Origin of the sequence: Neorhizobium tomejilense, assembly GCF_964254135.1 — a bacterium.
Classification (GTDB): domain Bacteria; phylum Pseudomonadota; class Alphaproteobacteria; order Rhizobiales; family Rhizobiaceae; genus Neorhizobium; species Neorhizobium tomejilense.
The window spans coordinates 934,763-950,750 of the sequence record NZ_CAXUSO020000002.1; the positions used below are offsets into that span (position 1 = coordinate 934,763).

Annotated in this window: 18 protein-coding genes; 12 read left to right on the top strand and 6 right to left on the bottom strand. The window is 58.6% G+C overall.

What is annotated here, in order from left to right; genetic code table 11:
* Positions 1 to 152: 152 nt before the first annotated feature.
* The 3 genes from ACSQ3G_RS27160 to ACSQ3G_RS27170 all read right to left on the bottom strand — a co-directional run bounded on the left by ACSQ3G_RS27160 (position 153) and on the right by ACSQ3G_RS27170 (position 2,494).
* Complete coding sequence (locus ACSQ3G_RS27160) at positions 153 to 416, bottom strand: hypothetical protein (protein WP_436112463.1); 264 nt, start codon at positions 414 to 416, stop codon at positions 153 to 155.
* Positions 417 to 435: 19 nt separating this feature from the next.
* Positions 436 to 1,143 carry a toll/interleukin-1 receptor domain-containing protein gene (locus ACSQ3G_RS27165; RefSeq protein WP_436112464.1) on the bottom strand — a complete coding sequence of 236 codons (708 nt, stop codon included), beginning with the start codon at positions 1,141 to 1,143 and terminating at the stop codon, positions 436 to 438.
* A gap of 367 nt (positions 1,144 to 1,510) precedes the next feature.
* A complete protein-coding gene (locus ACSQ3G_RS27170; protein WP_436113203.1) occupies positions 1,511 to 2,494 on the bottom strand; it encodes a helix-turn-helix transcriptional regulator in 984 nt (327 codons plus the stop codon).
* 163 nt (positions 2,495 to 2,657) lie between these two features.
* On the opposite strand from ACSQ3G_RS27170, the gene ACSQ3G_RS27175 reads away from it, so the two are divergent.
* The 8 genes from ACSQ3G_RS27175 (at position 2,658) to ACSQ3G_RS27210 (ending at position 10,080) form a co-directional block, all read left to right on the top strand.
* Positions 2,658 to 5,204 (top strand): PD-(D/E)XK nuclease family protein, encoded by a 2,547-nt coding sequence (locus ACSQ3G_RS27175; RefSeq protein ID WP_436112465.1) that lies wholly within the window; start codon positions 2,658 to 2,660, stop codon positions 5,202 to 5,204.
* Complete coding sequence (locus ACSQ3G_RS27180; RefSeq protein WP_436112466.1) at positions 5,201 to 6,469, top strand: UvrD-helicase domain-containing protein; 1,269 nt, start codon at positions 5,201 to 5,203, stop codon at positions 6,467 to 6,469. Before ACSQ3G_RS27175 ends, ACSQ3G_RS27180 begins: the two co-directional genes overlap by 4 nt.
* The gene (locus ACSQ3G_RS27185) at positions 6,391 to 8,394 is read left to right on the top strand and encodes a 3'-5' exonuclease (protein WP_436112467.1); all 2,004 of its coding nucleotides are present in this window, start codon (positions 6,391 to 6,393) and stop codon (positions 8,392 to 8,394) included. Before ACSQ3G_RS27180 ends, ACSQ3G_RS27185 begins: the two co-directional genes overlap by 79 nt.
* Positions 8,395 to 8,618: 224 nt before the next feature.
* Positions 8,619 to 8,813 carry a DUF6361 family protein gene (locus tag ACSQ3G_RS27190; RefSeq protein WP_436112468.1) on the top strand — a complete coding sequence of 65 codons (195 nt, stop codon included), beginning with the start codon at positions 8,619 to 8,621 and terminating at the stop codon, positions 8,811 to 8,813.
* Entirely contained in the window at positions 8,800 to 9,153 is a 354-nt protein-coding gene (locus ACSQ3G_RS27195) for a 4-fold beta flower protein (protein WP_436112469.1), read from the top strand. Before ACSQ3G_RS27190 ends, ACSQ3G_RS27195 begins: the two co-directional genes overlap by 14 nt.
* Positions 9,154 to 9,347: 194 nt before the next feature.
* The gene (locus ACSQ3G_RS27200; RefSeq protein WP_436112470.1) at positions 9,348 to 9,566 is read left to right on the top strand and encodes a hypothetical protein; all 219 of its coding nucleotides are present in this window, start codon (positions 9,348 to 9,350) and stop codon (positions 9,564 to 9,566) included.
* Positions 9,563 to 9,760: a hypothetical protein gene (locus ACSQ3G_RS27205; protein ID WP_436112471.1), complete on the top strand. Its 198-nt coding sequence runs from the start codon at positions 9,563 to 9,565 to the stop codon at positions 9,758 to 9,760. The genes ACSQ3G_RS27200 and ACSQ3G_RS27205 overlap by 4 nt, the downstream gene beginning before the upstream one ends.
* Positions 9,761 to 9,873: 113 nt before the next feature.
* A complete protein-coding gene (locus ACSQ3G_RS27210; RefSeq protein WP_436112472.1) occupies positions 9,874 to 10,080 on the top strand; it encodes a hypothetical protein in 207 nt (68 codons plus the stop codon).
* Between the two features lie 596 nt (positions 10,081 to 10,676).
* Here the strand turns inward: ACSQ3G_RS27210 and ACSQ3G_RS27215 are convergent.
* Positions 10,677 to 10,976, bottom strand: a complete 300-nt coding sequence (locus ACSQ3G_RS27215; protein ID WP_436112473.1) for a hypothetical protein — start codon at positions 10,974 to 10,976, stop codon at positions 10,677 to 10,679.
* Positions 10,977 to 11,830: 854 nt separating this feature from the next.
* Between ACSQ3G_RS27215 and ACSQ3G_RS27220 the strand changes: the two genes are divergently transcribed.
* Genes ACSQ3G_RS27220 through ACSQ3G_RS27235 form a run of 4 tightly spaced genes read left to right on the top strand, consistent with a single transcriptional unit; the run spans position 11,831 to position 14,452 of the window.
* Positions 11,831 to 12,475 carry a lysophospholipid acyltransferase family protein gene (locus ACSQ3G_RS27220; RefSeq protein WP_436112474.1) on the top strand — a complete coding sequence of 215 codons (645 nt, stop codon included), beginning with the start codon at positions 11,831 to 11,833 and terminating at the stop codon, positions 12,473 to 12,475.
* Positions 12,472 to 13,419 carry a phosphatidate cytidylyltransferase gene (locus ACSQ3G_RS27225; RefSeq protein WP_436112475.1) on the top strand — a complete coding sequence of 316 codons (948 nt, stop codon included), beginning with the start codon at positions 12,472 to 12,474 and terminating at the stop codon, positions 13,417 to 13,419. Before ACSQ3G_RS27220 ends, ACSQ3G_RS27225 begins: the two co-directional genes overlap by 4 nt.
* On the top strand, positions 13,419 to 13,814 hold the full coding sequence (locus ACSQ3G_RS27230; RefSeq protein ID WP_436112476.1) for a hypothetical protein: 396 nt from the start codon (positions 13,419 to 13,421) through the stop codon (positions 13,812 to 13,814). The genes ACSQ3G_RS27225 and ACSQ3G_RS27230 overlap by 1 nt, the downstream gene beginning before the upstream one ends.
* Positions 13,811 to 14,452, top strand: coding sequence for a CDP-alcohol phosphatidyltransferase family protein (locus ACSQ3G_RS27235; protein ID WP_436112477.1), 642 nt, complete (start codon positions 13,811 to 13,813; stop codon positions 14,450 to 14,452). Before ACSQ3G_RS27230 ends, ACSQ3G_RS27235 begins: the two co-directional genes overlap by 4 nt.
* A 101-nt stretch (positions 14,453 to 14,553) precedes the next feature.
* Here the strand turns inward: ACSQ3G_RS27235 and ACSQ3G_RS27240 are convergent, their stop codons facing one another.
* Together ACSQ3G_RS27240 and ACSQ3G_RS27245 are read right to left on the bottom strand one after the other, a co-directional pair.
* Complete coding sequence (locus ACSQ3G_RS27240; RefSeq protein WP_436112478.1) at positions 14,554 to 15,276, bottom strand: amino acid ABC transporter permease; 723 nt, start codon at positions 15,274 to 15,276, stop codon at positions 14,554 to 14,556.
* 3 nt (positions 15,277 to 15,279) lie between these two features.
* Positions 15,280 to 15,939, bottom strand: a complete 660-nt coding sequence (locus ACSQ3G_RS27245; RefSeq protein WP_436112479.1) for an amino acid ABC transporter permease — start codon at positions 15,937 to 15,939, stop codon at positions 15,280 to 15,282.
* Between the last annotated feature and the right edge of the window lie 49 nt (positions 15,940 to 15,988).

The following is a 15,988-nucleotide window of genomic DNA, read 5'->3' on the forward strand; positions in this document are numbered from 1 at the left end:
GATATCAAAATATGCAGAATGCCGCAAAACTGCAAGAGGCTCATTGACGAGGACGAGCATCCTGTCTGCTTAGATATCCCGCCTTGATAGGATCTGAACCAACGACCCGCCGCCTTAAAACCTCAAGCAATTGAAAGATTTGTGAATTTCCTTTAGCAGCGATTTCGAAACCGGATTGGGAACATATCTTCACCGCGATGGTGCAGACGGGTGTGATGTAGTCGACAAAGCCAACGTACTTTCAGCGGCTCGTCGTACTGATCATGATGAGCATCGACCGCCTTTGTCCCACATACTTCACACGTCTGTTTCTCCAGGTCACCCGCCTTCACCGCCCGCTGGACGGCAAGATGAGCATCATATTTAGCCGGATTGGCTCGCCGCCAGTTCGCTTGACGGGTATCAGTTTTCAGCATGGAACAATTCCTAATGAAGCTAGGTCGCAACGAGCTCGGCGAGCTTGTCCGCCACCACTGCCATCGTATCTTCCCCGGTGCTCAACCCGCTGCGCGAAGCCAAAAGGGGACTGACGTTGCGAAGAGCTTCATAGGTCGTGTTGTGGACGATAGGTACGAGCTGTTCTGTCGCCAAGAGCGCTGAAAGCTCTTTGTCAGCAACACCGGCTGCAGGAAGGCGGCGTAGCAATGCCGGCGTCACTAGCACGATCCCGACCCGCGACTTCACCAAGCCTTTGTCGATTTCACGAAGCAACGACGTACCGAGTGCAACGTCCTTTTCGCTGAACCAGACTGATACGCCACGTGCTTCGAGCAGGTCATGCAGCGCCTTGGCATCCCCCTGCCGATCGTCCCAAGCATGACAAAGGAAAACATCACGGAGGTCAGGTAGTTGCGCTCGGTTCTCGGCAGTCTCGCGGATTGGCGTGAGCGCCCGCGCCTCTGTAGGTGTGTACAAAATGGAAGAGCCGGCCTTCGACCATTTCGCTCGTACCCGACCTGATCCACCACCGCTGTTTCCCGAGGTGCTGGCAGAAGGCGAATACGAGGAGTACGACCCGTAATCGCTATTGTAACTGCTATAGCTGCGATAGCCACCGTAACGGCTGCTACCACGGCATGCTGGGCAGTTAGCAGCCGCATTCGCAGAACGATGCCCTTCCCTGGGTGCTGTACATTGAGCCATTGAAAAACCCTCTTATGTTGTGATCAGCTGTCTTTAACGGTCGTGCGCGGGTGTGACCTGCCATATTTCGTGGTCACAAACCTGCCAGAAATGGCACTCCTGTAAGTGCCCCCTGTGCTCCCGCCACCTTTCGCTTCCCGGACGGTCGTTTTCGAATTTGCGCGCCCATGCTTGGCGGTGACAAACCTTCCACTGATTGCACTTCGGAAATTGCTTCCGCTTCCTTTACCCTTCGCCATCTACTTCTCCTGATCAAAACCCCTCGAAACCGGGCCATTTCGATACTAGCCGTGCAGGGGTGTCAAAATCTGTCATCCCGGTTCAGCGATGGGGGTGCCGACTTGTCAGTCGGTCATTCGAGTGCGGATTATGGCAATGAATCGAAGTCGGTTCTGCGGTAATTTTCTATGAACTTACGCAGCCCTTCGGGCGCGACGACCTCGACTGCATCGCCCCACGAATAAAGGTGCCACGCCATTTCGAGCCAGCCCGCCGCATGAAAGCGTACTAAGAGGCTTCCATCCTCTTGTGTCTCGACTGTCTGTTTAGGGTGAAAGGAGAACTCAGCCGCCCGCGCTGCTGCTTGCGGAGCGAAGCGCCAAATGACTTCGTCATACTGCTTCGGGTTCTGGTAGACGCCGAACGATCTCGCAGTGTAGTCCTCAAGCGAAAAACCGGCGGCGATACTGAAGCTCTCATCCAAACTCTGGGCGCTGAGTATCCGATCCATCCGGAAATTCCGCATCTCATCGCCGCGTTCTGGCTGGCGCGCCACGAGATAGCTTCGGTGCCCGAGCAAAAAACCATGCGGCTCGACAACACGTTCGGGCGCATCCATGGTTCCGTACCGCATCCGCAATCTGAATGGTCCCCGTAATGCTTCAATCACAGCGTCGACCACAGCAGGCACCAAGTTGACACGTGGTCCAGGGCGTGCAACCGATCCCATTCCTAGTAGGACCGCTTCGACATCTGCCTCGGTGCGAAGAGCATCTTTGGGCGTAAGACGAGCAAGCAATCCACCGCGAAGGTCGTCTAGCGCGGCAGCGTGGCGCAAACGGCCATCACTGCGCGCTGTTTTGCCCGCGATTTCCAGCGCTTCGATCGCTGTCTCCTGCCGCAGCTGCAGTTTTTCCATTATCGGGTCGGCGACACGCCACCGTCGTCGACGATCAGGTCCGTCGACTGCCTCCACATTAAGAAACATCGTCTCAAGTGCTTCAGTCATCCGCTGCGCTGTTCGGTGCGAGATGCCAAATTCCTCCCGAATTTCATCTAAGCTGATCCCGGTCCGCCGTGTGGCGGCCAGTCGCGCAAGTCGGATGAGGTCCTGAGACTTAGAGAACGGCACGACAAATTCCTTGGTCAACGACCATGCCAGATATTGACACCCACACACGCTATGGCTGAACCGACGATCTGTCGATATACAATTGATCTCATCGCAGATTATCGCTGCGCTCACTGTTACGAACGATGTTGCCTCATTCAGATAGCCATTCTCAAGGGCTGCTATGCATTATCCTTTTCTCGTCGCCGATCCACGCTCTGGACTGCAGTACAGACTAACAGATACTGGCCTGGCGGAGCTGTCTGTCGCCCCCAAAGCGCCCGACTGGGTGCCTGGGCGTGTTATCGCCAACACCTCTGACCCGGTATGGGCGGACAGCCTTGCAAATGCGCCAATCGAGACGATTTCTTCTGTAACCGCTGCGTTGGAGGATCTGGTGCTTGCAACACCGGACCTTAGGGTGCCTGAGGTGGATCGCCTGCCTGAAAGCCGAGCGAAGCGGCACTTGTTGGCGTTGGTCTGCCTATGGCGGGCATTGGGGGACGCCTTGCCCGAAGGCCTCGCCCCGGTGCACCATGTCATCAACCTTCCACATGGGTGCTTTCTGACCCCAACTCCTGTTGTCGAAGGCTCACTAGATCCGCTAGCGCCCGCCGCGATGGCGGCGCTGTATGCCCGGCTAAAGAACGAGTTCGGATCAGTCCCAACCGCCCCATGCGATCGCGCGGCGGCTGTTGGCAGCCGGCTGCACGCCCTGCAGAGCGGAGTGGCGAGCCAGCAGATTGAGGCTGGTCCCATCGACAACAGCCTCGCCTTCCACGGCCTGCGCGATCTCGCAGCCTGTGCAGATTTCGCCGCCGCCCACGCACGCGCACTGATCGATGCCGGCACCCCGGCGCGCGAGATTGCTGTCCTTCGGGCCGGCAGCCCACATCAGATCGCCCGAGCTTTTTCTGCACAAGGTGTACCGCTGTCGGGCCTACCTGCGGACATGCCGAAACGCGATGTAGTTGGTGAAACTGCACTCCATTTGGCACTTGCCAAACGTCCACCAATTCCCGCGATGGTACTGGCAAGCCTCGTGCTTTCTCCGTTAATGCCTTGGTCCGCTCAGACTGGACGCGATCTAGCGGAAACCCTGATGGGAGGAGATTTTCGGGGTGAAATCCTTACGGCAAATCCGGCGCATAAGGCACTTTGGGATGATATCCGCGCCTCGGCGAGCAGCCTTGCGCAGTTGCGTTTTCTTCTCGATCGTATCTGCGATCAGATTACGGAAGGTGAGCGGGTTCGAGCCCTGCTAGCGGTTCCCCCGGGCGAAGGCTCGCCCGATTGGGAGGTGATACTGCGTGGCATTCAGGTGATGCCGCCTGCTAGCCCCGATCCGCTGCGCAATCTTGAAGGAGTGAGCCTGTGGCTCGCGCATGAAAGTCCTTGGCGGCCCTGCCGACATTTGATCGTCTCCGACTTTACTGACGGGTTTTATCCAACACGCCCGCGCGCCAATCCCATGTTTCTGGACAGCGAAATCTCCATGATCCGCGAGGCCACCGGCCTTGCGTTGCGCGGGCGGGCCGAGAGCCTGGCACAGGGGCTTGCGATTTTTGATCACCAATTGCAAGCAACCTCAGGAAGCGTCACTTTTCTGACCCCTTGGCGCGATCTGTCGGGCGCTAGATTGCAGCCATCGGCAGGGCTGTCACTTGTTGCGCGATCGATCCATGACATCGATGAGGCGAGCGATCTAATCACCGATCTGTCGCGTCTCGCGCCCTCTGATTGGCCGATTATGCATCACCATCTCCCGCCATTACCCACGCAGCTCGACCTGCCCGAAGCTCTGGACTTTCCCGGCCAAGATCTCCTCTCTCTTCGCCGCACGGATGACGGAACCGCAAGACCGCAATCACCTTCGCGGCTGGAAACATTGCTCGTCAGCCCGCTTGCTTGGCTCCTAGCTGAGGTCGGAGCCGAGGATATGTCCTGGTCGGCCGAAGAACTTAATGTCATGACCAAGGGCAATATCGCTCATGACGTCTTCGAACATATCTTCTTGAAAGATCAGCCCGTCCCGGATCCTGAAACACTGGCCGCTGCAGTTCCGGAGGCCTATGATCGTGCCCTAACCCGCCATGCCGGGTATCTGCGCAGCTCATCATGGGAGATGGAGCGCAGAGGACTGGAACGCGAGATCCTAGGTGCCGCTTTGCGCTGGCGGGATCATCTGCTGGCGCTGAATGCGAAGATCATCGGCAACGAGATCTGGTTGGCGGGCGAAGCGCACGGCATCCATTTGCATGGCAAGGCAGATGCGATCCTCGAACTGCCGGATGGCACTCTTCTCGTCGTCGATCACAAGAAGAGCGGAACCTTGGGTCGGCGCAAGCGGATGGAGGTAGCCTGGGATCTACAGGCCGGGCTTTACCGCGACATGATCTCCCGGCCACACCGACGCGAGAATGACGGAATGGACCCCTTAATTGGACGCAAAATTGCCGTTGCGTACCACCTGATGAATGACGGAGGCTTCCTAACTTCTGGGCTAGCGCTTTCCGACGGTTCTCCCGCCCGCGACATGGGAGAGGCCGTGAGTGATAGCGCCGTGGAAAAGCTGGTGGCTCGCCTTGCGGAGCTGAGCACAGGCCGGGTGGTCCTTAATACATCCGGCGATGAAGGGTTCTTCAGGAAAGAAGCAGGTTTCACCCCCTATGCGCTGACCGACGGCTCTCCCCTAGTCACCGCCTTTATTCGTCAGGTCGAGGTGAAATGATCATGGATCACGGATTGGTAATCGTTCCCGCAGGTGCAGGCGCTGGAAAGACCCACCGCATCAAGACCCAGCTTTCTGATTGGATCAAACGCGGTGTGGTTAGACCCGAGCGGATTCTGGCCGTGACTTTTACTGAAGCCGCCGCAGGTGAACTGCGGGAGCGTATACGTTCCGGGCTTCTAGCTGATGGTCTCGTTTCTGAGGCCATGGCGGTTGAGCGCGCCTATGTCTCGACTATCCATGGACTAGGCCTCAGGCTTCTGACTGAACACGCGCTAGCGGCAGGTGCCTCACCGCAACCACGCCACCTGGGCGATGCGGAAAGGGACCTGCTAGTCCGTCAGGCGCTGGCACATGCGAAATCGCTGGATCCGATCAAAGCTGAACCTGAGCGTTTCGGCTATGAAGCAAACTGGCAGAAGGGCGAGACAGTCGAGGACTCTTTACGCAGCCGGGTGCTATCGATGATTGATCTTCTTCGCGGTCTTGGTGACAAAGGGCGCGATCGCGGCCTGCTCGCACCGGCGCTGTCGCGATTGGATACGATCTATGGCACAGTTTTGTCCGATCCTACCGCTGCCCGAAATGCACTGGAAGCAGCAATCCAGACGATGGTCGCCACCTTTCCGGCAGGTGGCATGGCCCAGATCACGGCCAAAACTAATGTCGAAAAACTCGAAAAGGATTTGGCACTGTTCAAACGGGTTCATCGCGCGCCCGATGTTCTCAACCGGGACTGGAAGCTTTGGAACGACCTGCGCAGCTTGTTTGTCTCGAACCGCAGCAGCAAGACGCCCGAGGGATACGACGACCTTGCCACCGCTATTATGGCCGCGGCTGACGTCCTTCCCGTCCATCCCGGCCCGCTAGCGGATGCCAAACTGCACCTGTCTTGCCTAGTCTCCTGTGCACAAGAGGTGATGGAGGCCTACGAGAGCCGTAAAAAGGCGCTAGGTCTGATCGACTTCGCTGACATGATCACTGGGGCCGAACGGCTTTTACGTACTGATCCTGCCGTGCGTCAAGCCGTGCTCGACGAGATAGATTGCGTCATCATTGACGAGTTCCAGGATACCAATCCGGTGCAATTCGCCCTCCTTTGGCAGATCGGCGCATATGCGACTCGCACACTGCTGGTCGGCGACGTTAAACAGTCGATCATGGGTTTCAGGGCGCCGACCCGCGCTTGTCGCAGGCTCTGGCGTCGGCGAACCCAGATTCAACCCAGCCGCTCGATCGCAACTGGCGATCGACGCCGGCTGTGATGCAATTTGTCAACGCCATGGGAGCGGGCCTATTCGGCGCAGACTACAACTCTCTAACATCGACGCGCGATCCGATCTCTGGTCCGGCACTCGAGGTATTGATTGCGGTCAAATCGCGTGGCGTTCGCACCGCATCGAAACCACAGGAACATATTGCTGAGCGCATCGCCAACATCCTGACAAATGGTGAGACAATAACCGACCGGTTTACCAAGGCAGCGCGCCCTGCAAGGCCATCGGATATCGCACTGCTAGTTTGCCGGCACACCACAGCTGCCCGTTATGCCGAGGAGCTACGAGCTCGCCGCGTCCCTGTCCGCATCAGCGAGGACGGCTGGGCCAAGAGCCCCGTTGTTGTCGCCGCCCGCGCCGCACTTGCGTTTGCCGCGAACCCGGCCGACATTCATTCCGGGCTGCTCTTGCGTACGCTTGGTCCCGATCCATTACTTCTGCAAGCTGCACTTTCCGCCCAAACTGATGGCCGATTGGTTGATGACCCGGTCCTGATCCGCCTTGCAGCCTTGTCCGATCAAATGGCAAGTCTGCCGATCGGCGCGGCATTGGATTTGGTGCTGTCGGTCACAGGCCTCCGGCTTTGGGCAGACAGCCAACCCGACGCAGCGGGATCCCGCGCCGATCTCCTGCGGCTGGAGGCTGAGGCGAATGAATTCGAGGGCGCGCACCGCGACCTCAAAGCCGCCTCAGGATTCCATGGTGAAACAGCGAAGGTGTTTCTCGGCTGGCTCGATGCCCGAGCGGGTGAGCGCGATTTTGACCGTCGACCCGACCCAGCCGCCAATAGCGCCGAGGCGGTCGAGATCGTAACGTGGCACGCCTCGAAGGGCCGCGAATGGCCGATTACGGTAGTCGCCGAACTCGATAGCGGCATTGAGGATTGGCCCGGCTCCACGACGACACGTTTCGATGCATTGGACCGGATCGACAATATGGCAGTGGTGCTTGACTCCGCCGCGCTTGTCCACACCCCCGGATTCGCGGCTCCAGAGGCTACGCGCCGGTTTATCGAAGATCGGCGGGCAGATTTCGAGGCCAATGCGAAGAACTTGCTCTACGTCGCCCTCACCCGGGCGCGTGACCGGGTGGTGCTGGAATGGCCCGGTTTCCTCAAAGAACGGGAGGATGGCACGCCAGAAGCGACAAACCTGTTCCATGTCTTCATGGATAATTGTGCACCGCAGATCGGGACTAACTCCTTGAAGGTCGGTGGTATCGATTGCCCCGCAGTCATTAAGCAAATGCCAGAGCAGGTGGGCTTCACCGAATTTGCAAATCGCGTCGTCAACGTGGCACCTCGGTTCGGGCCGGCTAGGCCTTTGGCTGAAACGCCACTCTCGCCCTGGCGGCTGCAACCTTCCCAAAGCCGTAGCATGGGAAAAGTGCCTGAAACCTGCAGCATTGCTCTCGGCGAGCCCTGGTCAAAAACAGTCAACGACGCGGCACGTGGCACTGCACTGCATCTGGCGTTGCGCACCTACTTAAACCGGCCTGACTTGGCGCCTAGGTTGCTATCTGCCACGTCTGTGGACGAGGGTACACTCGAACTAATTTCCGAGCGTGCCAACGCACTGAAAAAATGGCTCGCGGCGGAAGGCTATACAGACCTTGCCGCCGAAATCCCGGTGCTTGGTTTCACTCGAGATGGGGCCGAGATCCCAGGCACGATTGACCTTCTAGCCATTGGACCAAAGGGGTGCCTGCTCATTGACCACAAATCCGGTGGCAGTGGCGAGGGCTTCGGCCCCTACTGGCCCCAACTCTCCAGCTATGCAGGGTTGCTGGCAAAGCTGTTCCCGCAGCATCCGTTAAAGGGGCTAGCAATATTCTGGGTCGATCACGGGCGGTTGGAATTGGCTGATGCCAGCGTGCCGTCCGCAGATCCTACGCAAATTGGTACAACTCGTTGATTTGGAGAACGCTAGCGCCAGATACGGTGCTTTCGCAAAGGCACCAACAAAATCCGATACTCGCGGCTCCAGTGCCCACTCCACCGGTCCAGCAGCTCTCGGAATCGAATGTGGTTTTACTGCCAATTCACAGGTCAGAACTGGCGGGGACGATCGTGCTTAACACGCGGCACTGTCGCCCTCACCCTGCCAACGATACTCAATAAAATCGAGGGGTTTAAACTATGTCATCTCTTGCGTGGACCGATTTCGACGAAGCCGAACGGCAGCCGGCGCAACGCATTATGGCGCTCTTTCAAGAGCGCGAGACCCGGGACGAGCGTAGCCTTGGAGCTATCAAGGTTTCCATCGCCGATCACCTCTTCCTAAATTATACATTGAAGATAGTACCGAACGGAGGACCTCGTGGAATTTTTTGACAAAGGCGGCAAGGCGACTTGCTACACGCCGGACGGAGAGCATGTGTATCTCTGGACGGGAAAGCCCGTTGGCTACTTCAGCGACGATCGAATCTATGCTTTCAACGGAAAATTGCTGGGCTGGTTTAGCGATGGCTGGCTCTACGACCGCAAAAACAAGCCCGCGTTGTTTTCGCCAGCGGCGAGCGGCGGGCCAACCAGGCCTGTGCGTAGCGTCTCGCCCGTAAAATCAGTCCGCTCGGTGCGCCCCATCAAGTCGGTCCGGCAGGTAGCGCATGTCAGGCCTGTCAAAAGCCTTTCCTGGTCCCAGTATTCGAGTGGCCTGTATTTCCAGCAGTAGGACCGGACCGGTCTGATCGCGTTCCTTACTCTCCTATCCGCTTGCTCGTTGCCCGGCCCAGGGATCAAGCACGGCCTGTGTCAGGCTCCTATGGGATCTCCACCACCCGCCCAACCTCATGTAGGTGGGCGCTTTGCAACTCACGATCTGCCATTGCAACTTGACTTTCGCCCTTAGGGTGACAATGCTGATCCATGAGTCCCGACCGCTTCAACCAATGCCTGCGTCACATCCGCTGGACGCCAATCAACCTGGCGTCGGCGTTGCAATGCGACCTGTCGTTGATCGAGGCGCTGGAGACGGGAAACGAAGCAGTGCCCGCTGGCCTTGCGGCTTGGTTGGAAACGCTCGCCCAGGCGCATGAAGCTCTCCCACCACCAACCACCTACCGGCGTCAGAGGGCAACCCTATGACGGTGAAAGGGGGACCTCGCTTCGACATCCGAAAGGACGGCCGGGCGACGTGGGAGATATTCGACACCACGACCGGAAGAACCGTGTTCATCGGCGGAAAACCGTATCTCGACCTCCCGCAAGACAGCGCCGATACCTTGGCCGACTTCATGAATTCGGTGGGTATGGTGCCCGATGGGGACACGCTGCATTGACCTCGACGAGCGACTTCATTCCAGAGCTTATACGAGCCGCGAACGCAATAAATAGAGTTGGTGGCTATGAGCGCCGGCGGCTATTAGAGCGAGCCTGCATTACGATCCGAGACATGCGGGAGGCTGTCGGAATTCCGATCGTCGGAGGCCGTCCGGATAAGCTCAACGAGCTTCAGATCGTAGCGGCTGCCATTCCCTTTGGAAACGCTGGTGATGCTCGGGTTCAACGTGCCTTACTGGACGCAGCAGGCATGATCCGTGATCTGCATATCGTGCTGGATACGGGAACGGAGATCCAGATCGACGGGAAAAGCCCCTGACCGCTGTTGGGAGGCCGCGTCCCGTCAGTTTCCTCAATCGTGACGCATGCACCTGACTTGGCGCTCCGCCCCTCCTAACTCGTTAGGTCAAGCGCCGCGCAAGTTTCCTTCGCCAAATAAGCCATCACTAAATTAGGGAGGTGCCGATGACTTATGAATGGGATGCGGAACGTTTTCTTATGGTTCGTTCGAAAAAGAGGGGCGCCAGCGTTAGCCTGCTCGCCATAATCACGGTGCTCGTCTACAGGGCACTGATTTGAGCGGGAGCAGCGCGATCATTGAGCCGGCACAAGGAACCGTTCAGCACCCGAACGGTTAGAACATCATCAGGAGGCCGGGAAAGCTCACATCGCCAAGGACAAATGGGTGACCGAGGTCTTTTCCGGGAGAACGGACGCGGTGCGACCGCGCTCTACTCCCGACATGGAGCCCTGCCCGTCAGTCCTGCTGGTGGGGCTTTTCTATGCCTGCTTCACCCTTGACGCCTCATTGCGATACCCCGCCGGAACGAAAAAGCCCCGCAGCCGGTGAAGGCTACGGGGCTCCAGGTCCGCTGTGGATCGCGGATGGAATATGCTCACGAACTCAAGGGGTGGTCAACGCGGCGGCCGGCCCTGTTGTGCTGCCTCCATGCGTTGCAATATCTCCTTCACCACCTGAATGTCGGACGCCTGCTTGTTGAAGCCGGTCTGGAGATCCTTGATGGATGAGGTGATATTGACGGCGGACTGCTCGGCAACCGTGACCCGACAGGTGAGATTGTCGATCTTCCGGTCAACGTCATTGCCGCGGACCTCCTCGGCGTGAAGGCGCTCATTGAAGCTGGCTTCACGAGCTCTGGTCTCCGCCAGGCGCTCCTTGTGGTAATCCTCGTGGGATGATCGATCAGATTTCACGGGGGCAAATCGAAGACGACGACGTAGCCGCCATCATGCCGGATTTGAGGAGGGAGCGAGATGCCATAAAGGCTGATCTGGCCGCGATGAGCCTGTCTCGAACATCGTCATCCTGAAGCCGCGGGCGATTGAGCGGTTCCGACAGAACATCGAGCAGCTGGCGGAAATCGTGCAAAGCAAGGGAGATGCCCTCCCCCAGAGTTCGGGACTGTGTTTCGGGAGCTGGTGTCGAGCGTTATCGTTTACCCACAAAAGCGGGGGCAGAATACCGATACGAGATCAAAGGAAAACTGTCAGCAATCGCCGGGCCGGAATTGTCGGCTGTTTCGGCTGGTCCGATGGTAGCGGGAGCGCGAATCCATGCCTAGCACCGTCTTTTGCTTGAGCGGTTTATCGCGCTGATTTCTGCCAGAACCGCACACCATGTCTGTTCATAAAAATGAACGATAAACTTCCATTATCGTTCGATCTAGTCGTCAGAAGCCGCCTAGTGCCAGCCCAACCTTGGATTGTCGATTCTCGACCTTGGGTCGATTAGCTTTCGTTAGCGGTTTTGCCAGTGTGTGAGCTCGACCATCATCCTCCGAATTCACATGGCATTCTCGAAATGCGTTCCCGTGCGTTAACGCAGCTGCGTCAATTATATTCCTGCCCTGTCCATAAAGTTCGTGTGAGAAGGATTGCTGACAAGCAATCCGGGTGGATTTCCGGTGTCCGGATGACCGAGGCGGTTCAACGGGAAGCGCAACGGCATCGGTGCTGTATTTCGTTGGAATGTTCCAAAGTCCCTTTCTTCCGACCGTGACAATGCTAGAGTTCGATCAGCGCTATCGCTCACGTCGACCGGGGGACGAATGAAGGCTTTTATAACAAAGGCCGCGGCGGCGGCGATCGTCGTATTTGCCCGTGCGGTCACGGCGGTTCGCGCCATCTGGCCCGAGGAGGGCCTGCCCACCCGCCCTTGCGTTTATTTCGCCAACCATTCCAGCCATGGTGACTTCGTCCTGGTCTGGACGGTGTTGCCGCCAAGGCTCCGTCATCAGGCTCGTCCGGTTGCCGGCGCTGAATACTGGCTGAAATCGCAGCTTAACCGCTTTATCGGCCGTGACGTTTTCAATGCGGTTCTGATCGCCAGGGAGCGAGACCAGCGGACTGAGGATCCCGTCACGCAAATGGCCGCGGCGATCGACGCTGGTTCATCCCTGATCCTCTTTCCGGAAGGCACGCGCAACCAGTCCGATGCCCCTCTCCTTCCGTTCAAAAGCGGGATTTTTCATCTGGCGGCGGCACGCCCAGACATAGAACTGGTCCCGGTCTGGATCAACAATCTCAACCGGGTGATGCCAAAGGGAGAGATCGTCCCGATACCGCTGATCTGCACCGTCACCTTCGGCAGCGCTCTGCGCTTGGCACCGGATGAGGCCAAGGACGCTTTCCTTGAACGCATGCAGACGGCTCTTCTAGCTCTGTCCCCCAAGCCTGCAGGGAGTGGTGAATGAGTGCCGCGAGTTCCGATCTCTTGACGCTGGTGGCCGGTATCTTCGGCGTACTCATCCTCGCATCGGCCATTGGTTACGTGCTGCAGCAGCGCCTCTCGCCAAACGGTTCGAACGCGGCGATCGAAAACCTCAACGCCCGGATCAAGGCCTGGTGGATCATGGTTATCCTGATCGGCATTGCTTTCGTGGCGGGCCGCATCGGGGTTCTCGTTCTATTCGGTTTTTGCTCCTTTGCCGCGCTCCGGGAATTTGTGACCCTCATCAACACCCGCAGGGCCGATCACTGGGCACTGGCGGCCGCCTTCTTCGTCGTGGTACCGATTCAGTATTATCTGCTCTGGGCCGAACAATACGGCATCTTCTCGATCTTCATTCCGGTCTATGCGTTCCTGCTGATGCCGATCATCTCGGTGCTCAGGGGCGATACGGAGCGTTTCCTGATCCGCATTGCGGAGGTGCAGTGGGCATTGATGATCTGCGTCTTCTGCGCCTCGCACGTCCCGGCGCTGCTGACCTTGAACATACCGGGCTACGACGGCCGCAACGTACTGCTGATCGCCTTCCTGGTGATCGTCGTCCAGTTGAGCGACGTGCTGCAATATGTCTGGGGCAAGCTGTTCGGGCGCACCAAGATCGCACCGAAACTGTCGCCATCCAAGACCGTCGAGGGCTTTGTCGGCGGCGTGATCAGCGCCACTCTGATCGGTGCTGCCCTCTGGTGGATAACCCCGTTCACGCCTGTTCAGGCGGGGCTCCTCGCCTTCATCATCGCCCTGATGGGCTTCTTTGGCGGCTTGGTGATGTCGGCGATCAAAAGGGACCGCGGCATCAAGGACTGGGGCAATCTCATCGAAGGTCATGGCGGCCTGATCGACAGGCTGGATTCCGTCGTGTTCTCGGCACCGATCTTCTTCCATATCGTGCGCTACTGGTGGTCGCTGTGATGCCGGATGCACTGAGGCGGCTTGCACGCAGCGGGACGGTGCATGTGCTGTTTGCGTTTCTTGCCATGGGCGGCTGGGCCGTCTCTGCCAATCGCGCCTATGCAATGCCAAGACCGCTTTATTCCGGTCTGGTGCAGGGCGTGATGTCGGCCTGCCTGACGCTTTTCCTGAAATCGGTGATCGACGGGCTTTCGAAGCGCTTTGACGGCCTGACCCGGTTATGGGCGCCGCCGCTCATTGCCTGCCTCGGCTCGACCGCCGTTCTCGTCGCGATCCATGCGGCGAGCGGCACACCGGAAATCCTCAAGACTGTCGCGGTTCCGCTTCTGGTATCGACGAGCTACGCCGCGATCTACAATTATTCGATCTCCGCAAGACGAGGTGCCGGGACATGACCGAGACAGGCGACAGGCGACCGCTGGCAAGCCGCAATACCCGCTGGGCGGGCTCGGCCGCGCGATGGATGGCGTCGAAAACCATCACCCCCAACCAGATATCCCAGGCCAGCATGGTTGCGGCGGCACTTGCCGGTAGCGCCTTCTATATGGCGGGACAGACGGTCGGTTGGTCCCGCATTGCCTGTCTGCTGCTGGCCGTGCTTTGCTGCCAGGGCCGGCTGCTTTGCAATCTGTTCGACGGCATGGTCGCCGTCGAAGGCGGAAAGGGAGAGCCGGACGGCCCGTTCTGGAACGAATTCCCGGACCGCATCGCCGATCTCCTGATCTTCGCGGGCGTCGGATATGGGATCGGCATACCCGGCCTCGGCTGGGCCGCTGGCGCCTTTGCCGTATTGACGGCCTACGTCAGGGAACTCGGCCGGGCCACAGGAAATCCGAGCGATTTCTCCGGCCCGATGGCCAAGCAGCACCGAATGGCAACGATCACCGCAGCAGGATTGATATCCGTGCTTGAGCCATTGTGGGGCGGCTACAATCAGATCCTGATGATCGGTCTCGGCATCATCGCGCTCGGCGCAGCCCTCACCGCAGTCCGCCGCTCAAGGACGTTGATCGTACGCCTCAAAACCCTCTGAAAGGGCCTTGGAGCAGGCAATCGCAGTAAGCGGCCAAAGTCGCTTTTCTGAAGGCGAGCCGAAGATTTCGTTCTGCCCTATATCAAGAACAGGATAGCTGTTCAGGTCGTGCTGATCTGCAGGGCCACCGCCGGCTTCGCAAGCCCGGTCTTGCCATTGGTCCTCTGGTATGGTTTCGCGAAATGCCGCTCGAGTTTCGCGCCCAAGGCAGAGATCGACCAGCAAAGAGCGAAATACACCACAAGGATGGAGCCATAGACCAGATAGGCCGGGCTTCCTCCGCGCGCGATGGTCGTCTGCTCGATCAGGATTTGCGCCGAACGCAGCAGTTCGTTGACACCGAGGACCGCGCCGAGAGAACTCGCCTGGGTAAGGCTGGTGACGAGGCTGACGTAAGGGGGCAGAATGACAGGCATCGCCTGCGGAAGGATGACCAGGAACAGTCCTTTCCAGCCGCGCAGGCCGGATGACAGGGCAGCTTCCCGCTGGCCGCTCGGCACCGACAGCAGGCCGGCGCGAATAATATGCGCACCGTTCGCCCCACCCCAGACCGACACGCTCAGCGCGCTCGACCAGAACGGATTGAACGACAGGCCCGCATGCGGCAGCACGAAATAGACCATCAGCACCGTGACCATCAGCGGAATGTCGCGAAGGCATTCGACGAGGCCGTAGACAGGCCCTCTCAACCAAGCCGATTGGGCGGAAAGACCGGCTGCGAAGATCACCGCGAAAAACGTGCCGCCGGCGATCATGACCGACGAGAGAAACAGGGTATTGAGGAGGCCGTCCAGCAGGAAGGACTGAAATTCCAGAAGCAGCATCGTCTACCTCCCGCCGAAAGGTCGGCTGAGACGCCGTTCGACCATGTAGCCGAAGCCAGAAATGGTGAAGACGCAGATCAGATAAATCACGCAAATCGAGGCGAACATCTCGATCGCCCGGAAATCGTAGGCGATCCGGTCGACGGCGACAAAAGTCAGCTCAACCAGGCCGATCGCCTGCAGGTATGCGGAATTCTTCACCGTCGCCACGATCGTATTCATCGCCGACGGCAGAGCGGCGCGGGTCGCCAGAGGCAGGATGACGAATACCGAATGTTGCCAGCGCTTGAGGCCGAGCGACGCCGACGCGTCATGCATTCCCCTGCCGACGGCCGCGAGACCGGCCCGGAAATTTTCGATCTGAAAGGCACTTGCCCAGGCCGTCAGTGCAATGACCCCGGACCAGAAGATGCTGAAGCGCAATCCCAGGCTCGGAAGGCCATAAAAGATGAAGAAGATCTGCACCAGGTAGGGCGTGCCGCGAATGAATTCCACATAGGCCGTGACAGCATATTGCAGCGGCTTGATCCCGCTTGTCCGCAAAACCGCGCCTAACAGGCCGATAAGGCAGGACAGGATTATCGCGAGAAAGCTGACGATCAGCGTCGTTTTGAGGCCGGTCATCAGGTCCGGCAGGGCGTCGAGAATATAGGCAAAATCCATGGCCATCATCCTGCTCGAAAATACCGGTGAACATGGGGTCCTGGCGGTC

Bases quoted from the DNA above. Each gene is read 5' to 3' on its own strand.
- ACSQ3G_RS27245 (WP_436112479.1), bottom strand. From the start codon at position 15,939: ATGGATTTTGCCTATATTCTCGACGCCCTGCCGGACCTGATGACCGGC.
- ACSQ3G_RS27220 (WP_436112474.1), top strand. From the start codon at position 11,831: ATGAAGGCTTTTATAACAAAGGCCGCGGCGGCGGCGATCGTCGTATTT.
- ACSQ3G_RS27175 (WP_436112465.1), top strand. From the start codon at position 2,658: ATGCATTATCCTTTTCTCGTCGCCGATCCACGCTCTGGACTGCAGTAC.
- ACSQ3G_RS27205 (WP_436112471.1), top strand. From the start codon at position 9,563: ATGACGGTGAAAGGGGGACCTCGCTTCGACATCCGAAAGGACGGCCGG.
- ACSQ3G_RS27230 (WP_436112476.1), top strand. From the start codon at position 13,419: ATGCCGGATGCACTGAGGCGGCTTGCACGCAGCGGGACGGTGCATGTG.
- ACSQ3G_RS27225 (WP_436112475.1), top strand. From the start codon at position 12,472: ATGAGTGCCGCGAGTTCCGATCTCTTGACGCTGGTGGCCGGTATCTTC.
- ACSQ3G_RS27200 (WP_436112470.1), top strand. From the start codon at position 9,348: ATGAGTCCCGACCGCTTCAACCAATGCCTGCGTCACATCCGCTGGACG.
- ACSQ3G_RS27235 (WP_436112477.1), top strand. From the start codon at position 13,811: ATGACCGAGACAGGCGACAGGCGACCGCTGGCAAGCCGCAATACCCGC.
- ACSQ3G_RS27240 (WP_436112478.1), bottom strand. From the start codon at position 15,276: ATGCTGCTTCTGGAATTTCAGTCCTTCCTGCTGGACGGCCTCCTCAAT.
- ACSQ3G_RS27190 (WP_436112468.1), top strand. From the start codon at position 8,619: ATGTCATCTCTTGCGTGGACCGATTTCGACGAAGCCGAACGGCAGCCG.
- ACSQ3G_RS27165 (WP_436112464.1), bottom strand. From the start codon at position 1,143: ATGGCTCAATGTACAGCACCCAGGGAAGGGCATCGTTCTGCGAATGCG.
- ACSQ3G_RS27160 (WP_436112463.1), bottom strand. From the start codon at position 416: ATGCTGAAAACTGATACCCGTCAAGCGAACTGGCGGCGAGCCAATCCG.
- ACSQ3G_RS27210 (WP_436112472.1), top strand. From the start codon at position 9,874: ATGCGGGAGGCTGTCGGAATTCCGATCGTCGGAGGCCGTCCGGATAAG.
- ACSQ3G_RS27180 (WP_436112466.1), top strand. From the start codon at position 5,201: ATGATCATGGATCACGGATTGGTAATCGTTCCCGCAGGTGCAGGCGCT.